9 protein-coding genes and 1 pseudogene are annotated in these 12,878 nt (G+C 70.0%); 3 read left to right on the top strand and 7 right to left on the bottom strand.

Annotated features, from left to right (window positions below; genetic code table 11):
* A pseudogene (locus tag MJ785_RS15775) lies at positions 1-586 on the top strand (hypothetical protein); the annotation flags it as partial.
* A gap of 928 nt (positions 587-1,514) precedes the next feature.
* Here the strand turns inward: MJ785_RS15775 and pyk are convergent.
* The 5 genes from pyk to MJ785_RS15750 all read right to left on the bottom strand — a co-directional run bounded on the left by pyk (position 1,515) and on the right by MJ785_RS15750 (position 6,796).
* Positions 1,515-2,930, bottom strand: coding sequence for a pyruvate kinase (pyk, locus tag MJ785_RS15770; protein ID WP_239311339.1), 1,416 nt, complete (start codon positions 2,928-2,930; stop codon positions 1,515-1,517).
* A 184-nt stretch (positions 2,931-3,114) separates the two neighbouring features.
* Positions 3,115-3,267, bottom strand: a complete 153-nt coding sequence (locus MJ785_RS15765; RefSeq protein ID WP_239311338.1) for a hypothetical protein — start codon at positions 3,265-3,267, stop codon at positions 3,115-3,117.
* Between the two features lie 455 nt (positions 3,268-3,722).
* The gene (locus tag MJ785_RS15760) at positions 3,723-5,675 is read right to left on the bottom strand and encodes an ABC transporter ATP-binding protein (RefSeq protein WP_239346322.1); all 1,953 of its coding nucleotides are present in this window, start codon (positions 5,673-5,675) and stop codon (positions 3,723-3,725) included.
* A gap of 93 nt (positions 5,676-5,768) precedes the next feature.
* Entirely contained in the window at positions 5,769-6,575 is an 807-nt protein-coding gene (locus MJ785_RS15755; protein WP_239372443.1) for an enoyl-CoA hydratase-related protein, read from the bottom strand.
* Between the two features lie 2 nt (positions 6,576-6,577).
* Entirely contained in the window at positions 6,578-6,796 is a 219-nt protein-coding gene (locus MJ785_RS15750; RefSeq protein WP_131766260.1) for a helix-turn-helix domain-containing protein, read from the bottom strand.
* A 506-nt stretch (positions 6,797-7,302) separates the two neighbouring features.
* Here MJ785_RS15750 and MJ785_RS15745 point away from each other — a divergent pair.
* Positions 7,303-8,610 carry a hypothetical protein gene (locus MJ785_RS15745; RefSeq protein ID WP_239346320.1) on the top strand — a complete coding sequence of 436 codons (1,308 nt, stop codon included), beginning with the start codon at positions 7,303-7,305 and terminating at the stop codon, positions 8,608-8,610.
* A gap of 77 nt (positions 8,611-8,687) precedes the next feature.
* Here the strand turns inward: MJ785_RS15745 and MJ785_RS15740 are convergent, their stop codons facing one another.
* Positions 8,688-9,647, bottom strand: coding sequence for a cation diffusion facilitator family transporter (locus tag MJ785_RS15740; RefSeq protein WP_239346319.1), 960 nt, complete (start codon positions 9,645-9,647; stop codon positions 8,688-8,690).
* Between the two features lie 75 nt (positions 9,648-9,722).
* Complete coding sequence (locus tag MJ785_RS15735; protein ID WP_239311333.1) at positions 9,723-11,336, bottom strand: ABC-F family ATP-binding cassette domain-containing protein; 1,614 nt, start codon at positions 11,334-11,336, stop codon at positions 9,723-9,725.
* A gap of 449 nt (positions 11,337-11,785) precedes the next feature.
* Between MJ785_RS15735 and rfbB the strand changes: the two genes are divergently transcribed.
* On the top strand, positions 11,786-12,787 hold the full coding sequence (gene rfbB / locus MJ785_RS15730) for a dTDP-glucose 4,6-dehydratase (RefSeq protein WP_239311332.1): 1,002 nt from the start codon (positions 11,786-11,788) through the stop codon (positions 12,785-12,787).
* The last annotated feature ends 91 nt before the right edge of the window (positions 12,788-12,878 follow it).

Here is a 12,878-nt window from a genome sequence, read left to right as displayed (position 1 = left end):
AGGCTGGGGCGCGGGCGTCCAGGGCGGCGGCTCGGCACGCTCGGAGCCTGTCTCCGGCGCTGGTGACCGTGATCGCTGCGGGGAAATCCGCGTGGTGGGGGCCTCCAGGGAAGGCCGCGGCGCTGTGGGTGACCTGGTCTCGGTGGGTTTGGCCGCCTCGGCTGCCGCGCCGCCCGGCTGGCGGTCCACCGGCCCGCGATCAGCCGACCGGGGTCCGTTCGGTGCCGCCTGCCGGGGCTGCGGGGGCCGCCGGTTCTCAACCTGGCGATTCTCCGTACGCGAGGGTTCCGCACGCGGCGTCGCCGGCAGCCCCGGCGCTGTCCGAGCGGGGCCGGCGGCAGGGCTGGATGCGGGACCGGGACTCGGCGCGGCCGGTCGCACGGGTGCCGCCGGCCGGGAGGAAGTCGCGGCTGGGTCCGGGCGAGCACCCGCGCCGTTTGAGTCCTTCGCGGCGTCCGCGGCGGCACGGCCCGGTGCGGGCCGCGGGGTCTGCTGGCGCTCCGGTCCGGACCGCGATGGCCCGTTGTCACCCTGGCCGGTCGGCACCGCCGCGGCCGTCGTGCCGGCCGGTGCCTCGGCCCGTTGAGACGCCACCCGCCGCTGAGCCACTGGCAGCATCCGTTCCGGTGCGGGCCGTTCCGGTGCGGGACTCACCGACGCGGGACTCACCGGTCGAGGACTCGCCTGCGCCGGGCGCGCCACCGGCGGCTGGCCGCCGGAGCCCCGTTCAGGGGGGGACACAGCAGCGCCGGCCAAGGGGGCGCCAGGCGAAGGAGCGGCGGACGAAGGAGCAGCGGCCGGCGGGGAACGGTGCGCCCCGGACTGCCCACGCGGCTGCACCGTGCCTGTCCGGCGCGGGGCGGGCGCCTCGGTCCGCGGATCCGGCCGATCGGCGGACGGGCCGGACGGAGCCGCCGGGCGCTCCGTACCGGGTTGGGCCTCAGCCGGCGAAGAGCCCTGCCCCTCGGCGGCATCGTTGCCGCGGTCTGTTTCACGAAGCCGTTCACGAGGCCGCCGCGCCGGCTGTTCGGTCATGACACGCTCCCGGGTCGGTTGGGCCGGGTCAGGGTCCGGCGAATGGCCCAGGGAGCTGAAGCCCCTGGGAACCAGGCCATCGCCTCGCGGGTCCCCAGGACCTCCGCCCGCTGGAACAGCGGCGTTCACACCAATGGCGCACACTGCCACGACCGTGGGACAGTCCTGCCATCCGTTCGCCTGACCACCCAGTAAACCTGATCAGCCGCATCCAGCCGGCCACAGCCGGCCGGGACGCACAGCGCGCGGATGTCCAGCCCGGCCCCGGGCCGCATCATCGTGACGCGGGCACTACGGGCTGATCCGTCCTCTCGCGGCTCGGCGACGGCCCGCGAGCCAGGGCCCCCAGGTTTCCGCGGAGCGGACGCACCGACCCCTCCCCTTTGTAGATCATCATCAGGTGATCTACAAACCCCCCACAACGACCAGCCCAGGAGACGGGCTCCCAGATCGCGCCGAAGGCACTCGCTGGGGCAGGGCTATACCTCTTCGCCGATGCGGTGCACCCGGATGGTGTTGGTCATCCCGGCCACCCCCGGCGGTGTCCCCGCGACCACGACAACCAGTTCACCCGGCCGGCAACGCTCCAGGTGCAGCAGCGCGCTGTCGACCTGCCGGACCATCTCGTCCGTGCTGTGCGCGAACGGCACCAGGAAGGTCTCGACGCCCCACAGCAGAGCCAGCTGGCTGCGGACCGCCTGCACCGGGGTGAAGGCCAGCAACGGGATGGGGCTGCGATACCGGGCGAGCCGCCGTGCGGTGTCCCCGCTCTGGGTGAACGCGACGAGGTAACGGGCCCCCATAGCGCCGCCGACGTTCGCCGCGGCTTCGGCCAGGGCGCCGCCGACCGTCCGTGGACGGGTCCGCAGCGGCGGGATCCGAGAAAGATCTACTTCTACCGTCTCGATGATCCGAGCCATCGTGGACACCGCCTCGATGGGGTAGTCACCGACGCTGGTCTCCGCCGACAGCATGATCGCGTCAGCGCCGTCCAGGACCGCGTTGGCGCAGTCGCTGGCCTCGGCACGGGTGGGCCGGGGGGCGTGGACCATTGACTCCAGCACCTGGGTGGCCACGATCACGGGCTTCGCGCGCTCGCGCGCCCATGACACAGCACGTTTCTGGACCAGCGGCACGACCTGCAGGGGCATTTCCACGCCCAGGTCGCCACGCGCGATCATCAGACCGTCGAAGGCTTCGACGATCTCCTCAAGCTGATCGACAGCCTGCGGCTTCTCAATCTTGGCAAGGACGGGGATACGCACACCGGCCTCGTCCATCACCGTCCGTACCTTCTCGATGTCGGCAGCCGACCGGACGAAGGACAAAGCGATCATGTCAGCGGGCAGGCCGAGCCCGAAACGGAGGTCCTCGGTGTCCTTGTCGGTCAACGCGGGCACGCCGAGGGCCGCGCCCGGGATGTTCATACCCTTGTGATCACTGACTGGCCCACCGATGGCAACCGTCGTATGGACGTCGGCGCCGATCACGTCTGTGACATCGAGCACCAGCCGGCCGTCGTCGACGAGGATGCGGTCCCCCTTGGAGACGTCGGCGGTCAGCCCCGAGAACGTTGTTCCCACGCGGTTCTGGTCACCGACGACGTCATCGGTGGTGATCGTGAAGTGCTGGCCGGGCAGCAGGGTGACCTGCCCGGACCCGAACTTCCCCAGCCTGATCTTCGGCCCCTGAAGATCGACCAGGATGCCGACGCTGCGCCCGACGGCGTCAGCGGCGGCGCGGATGCGCAGGTAGGTCTCGACATGTTGATCATGGGAGCCATGCGAGAGGTTGAGACGGGCAATATCCATTCCGGCTTCGACCAGCGCCCGGATCATGTCGGGAGAGCTGGTGGCCGGACCGAGTGTACACACAATTTTCGCGCGACGAGACACGGGATAAGCCTAGGAAATGATGCGGGGGGCCTGGACACCGCCCCCGCTATCGACTGAACGACACCCGGAACGTTTTTCGTCTACAGGAAAAAGGACCCAGCTACGCCATCGGCTGCGTTATGTGGCGACCAGGCGTACGGTCAACGTGTCCGCACTGCTGCGGAGCGCGTGGACACGAACCGGATCAGAGCGTCGGCACCGGAGCCGAGAGTTCCCCGGCGAGCTCCCCAGCGGCTGCGCAGGCGGGCAGGTCCAGGATAACTACCCAGGTCACGGTGGGCAGGCAGATGAGTGAAAACCCGGCGATCCACCGCCATCCGTCCGGCGATGTCGACATTTCCCTCCCGCATGACGAGCCCGATGCGGCGTCGGCGAGTGGCGATGACGCCTCCGACCAGACTCCCACCGACAGTGGCAAAGGACGCCCGGCGTAGTCCTGCCCGTCCCCGGCACCCCGGGGATGTGACGCCGTCCGGCCCGCGGCAACAGCCCGGACGGCCCGCGTGAAATGGCCCGGCCGGTCCACGGTGAATCCGGGCACACATATACGGAAAACGTCGCCTGACGCGTCGGGCGGGCCACCGGGCGACCAGGCCTGAGAACGACACGGCCGGCCGGCCGCGGTGCTCGGCGTGTTCCAGACGTTGCCGTTCGACCAGGCAGCCGCGCCCAGGTGGCTGCCGGCAAAGCCGCGGGCCAGGCCGATACCGGATGAGTGGTATCGGCCTGGCCGAGAACGCGGCCAGGGGCCGCTTGGGCGCGGCGAGCCGGAATGACGATCTCAAACGCGCTCTAACTGACAGCCGTGGCCACGGCTTCGGGCTCGCCGCGACCGCGAGGGGCCCGGCCCTCGGCCACCAGCACCGGCGGAACCGGACGCTGGCCTTCGAACTGGGTGCGGTACAGCTCCGCGTACAAGCCGCCGCTGGCCAGCAGCTGGGAGTGCCGCCCGCTTTCGGCCACCCGGCCGCCCTCGATCACCAGGATCCGGTCGGCATCACGAACCGTTGACAGACGATGCGCGATCACCAGTGCTGTCCGGCCGGCCAGGGCGGTGGCCAGCGCCCGCTGGACCGCCGCTTCGGACTCACTGTCCAGGTGCGCGGTGGCCTCGTCGAGGACCACGATCGAAGGCTCCTTGAGCAGCAGCCGGGCGATGGCCAGGCGCTGCTTCTCCCCGCCGGAGAGGCGGTAGCCACGGTCACCGACAACCGTGTCGAGGCCGTCGGGCAGCGCCCGCACGACGGAGGCGATCGCGGCCGCCTCCATCGCCGACCACATCCGCTCCTCGCTCGCCTCCGGACGGGCGTAGGCGAGATTCGCCCGGATCGTGTCGTGGAACAGATGCGCGTCCTGGGTGACAACGCCCACGGCGTCGCGCAGCGACCGCAGGGTGACGTCGCGGACGTCATGGCCGCCGACGCGCACCGTGCCGGAACGCGCGTCATACATCCGCGGCACCAGCTGGCTGATCGTCGTCTTGCCGGCGCCGGACGGGCCTACCAACGCCACCAGCTCACCGGGGGCCACCTGGAACGAGACGTTGTGCAGGACGGGCTCGGGCACCCGGCCGTCGAGCACCGCCACCGACTCCAGCGATGCCAGCGAGACCTCGTCCGCGGCCGGGTAACCGAAGTCGACGTTGTCGAATTCGATCGTCGCGGACCCGCGCGGCAGGTCGACCGCGGTCGGCCGGTCGGCGATGGCCGGCGTCAGGTCGAGGATCTCGAACACCCGCTCGAAGGAGACCAGCGCGGTCATCACGTCCACGTTGACGTTCGACAGCTGGGTCAGCGGCCCGTAGAGGCGGGAGAGGTACGACGTCAGCGCGACGACCGTGCCTACTTCGAGCGCGCCCTCGGCCGCGAAGCGTCCGCCGACCCCGTAGACGATCGCGGTTGCCAGCGCCCCGACCATGGTCAGCGAGACGAAGAAGATCCGGCCGTACATGGCCTGGGTCACCCCGATGTCGCGGACGCGGGCGGCCTTGGCGACAAAGCCGTGGTTCTCCGTTGACGGGCGGCCGTAAAGCTTGACGAGCATCGCCCCCGACACGTTGAACCGTTCGGTCATCGTCGTGTTCATCTCGGCGTTGAGCCCGTAGCCCTCCCGGGTGAGCGCGGCGAGTTTCGGGCCGAGCAGCCGCGCCGGGATGATGAACACCGGCAGCAGGACCAACGACACGACGGTGATCTGCCACGACAGCGCGACCATCGCGGCAAGCACGAAACCGACGGATACGACGTTGGACAAGACGGCGGACAGCGTCCCGGTGAAGGCCGACTGCGCGCCCAGGACGTCGTTGTTCAGCCGGGAGATCAGCGCGCCGGTCTGGGTGCGGGTGAAGAAGGCCAGCGGCTGGCGCTGGATATGATCAAATACCCGTGACCGCATGTCGAAGATGAGGCCTTCGCCGATGCGGGCGGAAAACCAGCGCTGCGCCAGCGCCAGCAGCGCGCTGATGACGGCGATCAGCCCGACCAGCGCCGCGAGCGCCTCCACAACACCCACCCGGCCGGGGATGATGCCATCATCAATGATCGATTTGAAGATGAGCGGCGTGGTGGCGCCCAGCGCCGCGTCAATTATGATCAGCACGAGGAAACCGGCCAGCATCCGCCGGTACGGGCGTGCGAACTCCACGATCCGGCGCAGAGTACCTGGCCGAAGTTTCTGATGCACAATCGAACGATCACGTTGGAAAGCCCGTGCGCTGATGGGCGGCCCGCCCTCCGCAAATCTCATCAGTCCACCCCAGGAATCGATGCCGCTGCTTGTGTAACACTGTAAGCAGGCCCCACCAGCGGATCATTCCCGCGCTCTCATCCCGGTGAGATCTCATCCCGGTGGCGCGGCCTCCCGCGCGGTGCGGAGCCAGGCATCGCGTTCGGCCCGCAACTGATCCTTCCGGGTGCGCTCACGGCTGTGCAGCAACAGCGCCTTGATCTCAACGGCCAGCCCGCGGGGTGCCGCCAGCAGCCCGGTCACGAGATCCTCCACCGTGTCATCCCGATCGCCCGGGGCCACCAGCCGCTCCGCGAGCCCCAGTTCATACGCCTGCCTCCCGGACAACACGCGTCCCGTCACGCAGAGATCAAGCGCCCGGCTGTAACCAATCAGATCAACCAGCGTGCGGGACACGCCCAGCGCCGGGACGAGTCCCTGGTGGATTCCGGTCATGGCCAGATATGCGTCCTCGCAGAAAACCCGCAGATCGCAGGCGAGCGCCAAGTGAAGCGCGTCCACGGCGTACCCGCTGACGACAGCGACGCTGAACAGGTCGGGCCGGGACAACCAGCACTGGGCGGGCGGCCGGCTGCCCATGCCATCCATACCGACGCCCGTCATACCCGTCATACCCGCTGTACCGAGGCCCGTCGTACCGGGCCGCTCCAAGCCGTCAGCAGCGGCTGCATCGACTCGACCACGATCGGGGCACGGTAAACCACCGATGATCCGCAGAAGCACAAGCCGGATGTTCCCGGATAGACATCTCCCGATATCCGCCAGCGCTCCCGCGGTGGACGCGGCACGCGCCCATCCGGCGTCGTGATCCTGGCGATCAATGGTTACGGTCGCCCGTGAGCCTTCGATCGCCAGGGTCACCCCGGCCGCCGCCAGATCGACGGCGGCCGGTCGCGACATGATCAGACGCTCTTCTTCTTACTGCCTCGGGTTGCGCCGCCTCGGCCTCTCAGAGTCGTTCCGGACTCCGAGAGGATCCGATGAACGAACCCGTACGAACGACCCGACGACTCAGCGAGGAGGCGGATACTCTGCCCCGCCTCATACTTCTTCCGAAGCTCTGATGCAAGCTTGTCGCGCTCCGCGCCGGTGATCCGGGTTCCTTTCCTAAGCTCGGCCAATGTGGCCCCCTCCGTGATAGATGATCTGCGAACCGATCTTCACTCAGTCGCGGTGAACGCGCCACTCGAAGCGCATGTGATCCATCACACTGATCCTCTTCGCGCGCCCGAGCAACCCCCGGGATAGGCCCAGCCTTTCCCTTCCTCCCACCACCGGAACACCAACGCCCGGCCACGGGAGCACAGCTGTTCCGCCCACCCGGCAGGAGAAACAGCGCGTCCGCCGACGCCAGCGAAGACCAGCGTCCCTCATCGCCCTGGCTGGCCGAACAGGGACTTCAGCGCGCCGCAACGGACATCGTCGAATCCGCGCCAGGAACATCGTGCACCATCCGAACCCAGCAGCGTCGACCTGGCTACGGTGCACATGTGGTCATTGCGCCGGGCGTGCGGTCGTGAGAACGTCTTTGCGGACCTCGATTCGATCAGGCGGCCAGGATCCAGGCGGCAACCGGCAAGCCGGCGGAGAACCCGGTGCGGGCAGCGCCGGGCTCGGGGAAATCGCGGTGTGGATCGGTACGGTAATCGCCTGTCTGGGCCTGACCGCACTGCTGCGCGGCGGCGGGAGCGATACCGTGCCGCTGCCGAGGACGCTTGTTGGCATACCGTTCACGGCGGAGCGACGCGCGCATATTTCGCTGGCGTCCCTCCTCGCTCCGGCCGTCATGACCGTGGTCATCATCGCGGTATGGCAGGATCTTCACATTCGGATCCGGTGGGGTCCGCTGCTGGTCGTCGGATACGCGGCATCGGTGGCGTGGACCCTGGCATTGGCCTCGGTGAGCGGCTGTGGCGGCCTGGCCGCCCCGCTGGGCGGCGAGCGGGGCTACCTGTCGGACATGGCCGCCGTGGGCGGGGATCCGCTGGGGTTCCTGCGGACGTACGCCCAGCACGCCGCCGCCTACGGTTACGACACCCGCGCCCATCCCCCCGGCCTGACGCTGTTGCTGTGGGCGCTGACGCGGCTGGGGATGGGGGCGCCGAGCACGCTCGGCGCCATACTGACGCTCGTGGGCGCGGCCACCGTCCCGCTGGTCACGATCGCGGTCCGGTCACTGTGCCATGAACGGGCCGCCCGGCGGTTCGTCCCGGTGCTGGTGCTGGCGCCGTGGGCGGTATGGCTCCCGGCCGCGGACGCGCTGGCCGCGACACTCGCCGCCGCATCCGTCACGCTCGGGGTCATCGGCTCCGAGCCGGGGCGGCGGCTGTGGTGGGCGGCAGCATGTGGGCTGGGCATCGGCGTGGCGACGCTGTGCGGCTACGGGATTCCCTGGCTGGGTGTCGCGGTTGTGGCCGTCTACTTCGTCCGCCGGCGGCCGCTGCTCAACGTGATCACTGGCGCGTGCGTTCTGGTGCCGCTGTCCGTGGCCGCGCTGCTGGGGTTCTCCTGGCCGGACGGGCTGACTGTCGCGCGTGACCAGGTGGCCCACGCCGCCGCGCACATCCCCGGCATCGGCTCGGGTGTGCCGGCGTGGGTCGCGCGCGTTCCTCCCGGCCTCACGGTTGTGCTGGTCGCCTGCGGGCCAACGATCATCCGGGCGGCGCGGCGCGTCCGGCTCACCCCTGGATGGCCCTTTCTCGCCGGTGCCGTCCCCGCGATCGGGTTCGGGATGTTGACCGGCCTGGCCGCGGTCGATCCCGGGCGGTCCTGGCTGCCGTTCTACTGCTGGCTGCTGGTGCCCGCGCTGGCGCCTGACCCACGCCCGGACCGTCCAGGCGACATGACCCAGGCAGGAGCCCTTCCGCTGGGCCTGACCGGCGTCGGAGCCCTCAGCGCGATTGTCGCCCGCGCCTTCCTGCCCGGGACGCTGTGACAGCCGGCGCCGGCCAACCGGCCACCTGCCCCGACCGGGTGCGCCGACCAGCCGACCAGCCGGCGCGCCCGGCGGCGTCAGCGGCCAGCCGACGGGAGGTTCATCGCTCGCACGGGCGGTTCATCGGTCTCCCGGGCGATGTCCGGCTCCAGGTAGACCCTGCGCGCGATCGGTACAGCCGCCCGCAGCCGCGCCTCAGCGCTGTCGATCGCGTACGCGACAGCCGGCAGGGTAAGCGTGACATCCATGCCGATCTTCGCTGCCACGAGCAGTTCGTCCGGGCCGAGGTGCAGCGTGCGCAGGTGGATGACCCGGGTGATGTGCGGCGATTCCGCGAGAGCGTCGCGGATGGCGGCGACCATCGCCGGGGTGGCTGCCTCCCCGACCAGCATCGCCTGGGTCTCGACCGCCACGATGACGGCCACCGCCAGCAGCAGGATGCCGATCGCGAGGGTGCCCACGGCATCCCAGGCCGGGTCGCCGGTCACGATGGTGAGACCGATGCCGGCAAGCGCGAACACGAGGCCCACCAGCGCGGCAAGATCCTCCATCAGCACCACCGGCAGTTCCGGGGCACGCGCGGCGTGGATGAACTCCCACCAGGAGGCGGCTCCTTTGACGTGCCGGGCCTCGGCGACCGCGGTCCGCAGGGAGAATCCCTCCAGCGCGGTCGCGACCAGCAGGATGACGATCGCCACCAGTGCGCTGTCGAGCTCATGGGGATGGCGCAGCTTCGCCACCCCCTCATGGACCGAGAACAGCCCGCCGACGCTGAACAACACGATCGCGACGAGGAAGCCGGCGATGTAGCGCGAGCGGCCGTAGCCAAAGGGGTGTTCCTCATCAGCGGGCCGGGCCGCGTGCCGCTGGCCCGCGAGCAGCAGGACCTGGTTGCCCGAGTCCGCGACCGAGTGGATGGACTCGGCCAGCATCGACGACGACCGGGTGATGAGGAAGCCGACGAACTTCGCCGCCGCGATCCCCAGATTGGCCGACAGCGCGGCCAGAACCGCCTTCGTGCCACCTTCCGCGCTCACACGACCATCCCTTGCTCGACGCTCCCCCACAGGTTGTGGCACGGCCGGCGGGTACAGCACCGGCGCCCGCCCCGGTCAGGCAAGCGTGATCAGCTCGACAAGATCCGCGGACCAGGAGTCCTCGACGCCGTCCGGCAGCATGAGCACCTTGTCCGGGGCCAGCGCCTCCACCGCGCCCGGATCGTGGGTGACCAGCACGACCGCTCCGCGGAACGTGGCGAGGGCCGCGAGGACCTCGTCCCGCGACGCCGGGTCAAGGTTGTTGGTGGGCTCGTCCAGCAGCAGCACGTTCGCGGCGCTGCACACCAGGCCGGCCAGCGCCAGCCGGGTCTTCTCCCCGCCCGACAACGTGCCGGCCGGCTGGGCCACGCTGTCGCCGCTGAACAGGAAGGCGCCGAGGATGCGGCGCAGCTCCACGTCGGAGGTACTCGGCGCGGTAGCGCGCATGTTGTCAAGCACCGACTGGTTGATGTCCAGGGTCTCGTGCTCCTGGGCGTAGTAGCCCAGCCGAAGCCCATGACCGTGGTGGACCTCGCCCGTGTCCGGGGACTCGACACCGGCGAGCATCCGCAGCAGGGTCGTCTTGCCGGCACCGTTGAGGCCGAGGATGACAACCCGCGCGGCACGGTCGATGGCCAGGTCGACTCCGGTGAAGACCTCCAGCGACCCATAGGACTTCGACAGGCCGGTGGCGGTCAGCGGGGTCCGTCCGCACGGAGCCGGATCGGGGAACCGCAGCTTGGCGACCCGGTCCGCGACCCGCACCGCGGCGAGCCCGGCGGCAAGCCGGTCGGCCCGGCGGTCCATCTGGTGGGCCGCGCGGGCCTTGGTGGCCTTCGCCCGCATCTTGTCGGCCTGGGCCTTCAAGGCGTCGATCTTCTTCTCGGCGTTGGCCCGCTCCCGCCGCCGCCGGCGCTCGTCAAGCTCCCGCTGGGCCAGGTAGGTCTTCCAGCTGACGTTGTAGACATCCAGCGCGGCACGGGTGGCGTCGAGGTAGAAAACCTTGTTGACGCAGCGGTCCAGCAGATCGACATCGTGGCTGACCACCACGAGCCCGCTGCTGTGGGAGCGCAGGAACTCACGCAGCCAGATGATCGAGTCGGCGTCGAGGTGGTTGGTGGGCTCGTCGAGCAGCAGGGTGGCGTCGGTGTCACCGGCGCCACCGAACAGGATGCGAGCCAGCTCGACCCGACGGCGCTGGCCGCCGGACAGCGTCTCCAGCTGCTGGCCGAGCACCCTGTCCGCGAGTCCCAGCGCGGAGCAGATCCGGGCCGCATCGGCCTCGGCCGCATATCCGCCGAGGGTGCCGAAACGCTCCTCAAGGCGGCCGTAGCGACGGATCGCCACGTCCCGCGCGGCATCGTCGACCAGCTCCGCCATTTCCACCTGGAGTTTTTCCATCTCCCGCACGATCACATCGAGGCCGCGGGCGGACAGGACACGGTCACGGGCACTGTCCGCCGGGTCGCCGGCCCGGGGCTCCTGGGGGAGATAACCGAGGTCGCCGCGGATGTCGACCTTTCCGGCGAACGGCAGCGTCTCGCGGGCCAACGTCCTGAGCAGCGTCGTCTTACCCGCGCCGTTGCGGCCGACAAGCCCGATCCGGTCACCCGGCTGGATACGGAACGACACCGCCTCGATAAGAGTCCGGGCGCCAGCGCGCAACTCCAGGTCGGACGCGATGATCATAAATGTACGTGGCCTTCCTGGGACGTCAGCGAACGAAGGGCCTGTTCGGTCGAACTTCGATCGCGTGCCTCGGCACCCGGCCTGCGCCCACGAACTTCACCACCGAGCCCATAGTCACAGAGTACGGTCACCTGGCTCGCCCGTACCTGGGTGCACCGGGCGCAGCCGGCGGGAACCGCGTTCGTCACCTTCGTCACCTTCGTCGCCGTCGTGCCCGGCGGGCGGCGCGCAGGCGACGTCCGGAGGGAGCCACCGCGCTCGAGCGCGGTGTGGCAGCCCCGCCGCCATCACCGCGGCGGCCCCGCCACCAGCGCCAGCGCAGCCGCCCGGCCGGGCTGAGCACCTGGCGTGGGCTGAGCAGTGGGCTGAGTAACCGACATGAGAGGCTGGCGTCCGGGCGGTCCGGGGGCCGCCGATCACGACTTCATCCCAAGGGGGACGTTCACACCATGTCGACGCTGCTGGTGACCGGGGCCGCTGGCTTCATCGGGTCAAACTTCATCCGATACTGGCGCGAGCACCACGCTGGCGACCAGCTGGTCGCCCTGGACGCGCTGACCTACGCGGGCTGCCGGGAAAACCTCACCGACGTGCTGGACGCGATCACCTTCGTGCACGGCGACATCCGCGACCGCGAGCTGATCGAGTCGCTGCTGCGGGAGCACCACGTCGACGTCGTGGTCAACTTCGCCGCCGAGTCGCACAACAGCCTGGCGATCATCCGCCCGGGGGACTTCTTCTCCACCAACGTCATCGGCACCCAGACGTTGCTGGAGGCCGCCCGTACGGTCGGTGTGGCGCGCTTCCACCAGATCTCGACGTGCGAGGTCTACGGCGACATGGACCTCGACGACCCGGGCGCCTTCACCGAGGACTCCCCCTACCTGCCCCGCACGCCGTACAACGCGGCGAAGGCCGGCGGCGACCACGCGGTGCGCGCCTACGGCCTGACCTACGACCTGCCCGTGACCATCACGAACTGCTCGAACAACTACGGGCCGTACCAGTTCCCGGAGAAGGTCATCCCGCTGTTCGTCACCCGGGCGTTGCAGGGTGAGAACCTGCCGCTGTACGCCTCGGTACGCAACCGCCGGGAGTGGCTGCACGTCGCCGACCACTGCCGGGCGATCGACGCGGTGCTCGAGCGGGGCCGGGTCGGCGAGACCTACCACGTCGGCAGCGGCGTCGAGGCCGACATCGAGACCATCGCCGACACCGTCCTCGGTGAGCTGGGCCTGCCCGCGTCACTGAAGACGATCGTGCCGGACCGGCCGTCGCACGACCGGCGCTACCTGCTCGACTCGTCCAAGCTGCGGGCCGAGCTCGGCTGGGCACCCGAGATCGGCTTCGCCGACGGGATGAAGGAGACCGTCGCCTGGTACCGCGACAACGAGTCGTGGTGGCGCCCGCTCATCGGCCGCTCCCCTGTCTCGGAGACCGCTTGGCGCTGACCCCCCGCCGGGTGTGGCCCCGCCCGGCGCTGGCCCATGCTCTGCCGGTCAGGACCCGCCCGATGGGTCTGCCGGGTCCGGCGTGGGACCG

Source organism: Protofrankia sp. CiT1, from assembly GCF_917627335.1.
GTDB lineage: Bacteria > Actinomycetota > Actinomycetes > Frankiales > Frankiaceae > Protofrankia.
This window is presented reverse-complemented; position numbering and strand designations above follow the sequence as displayed.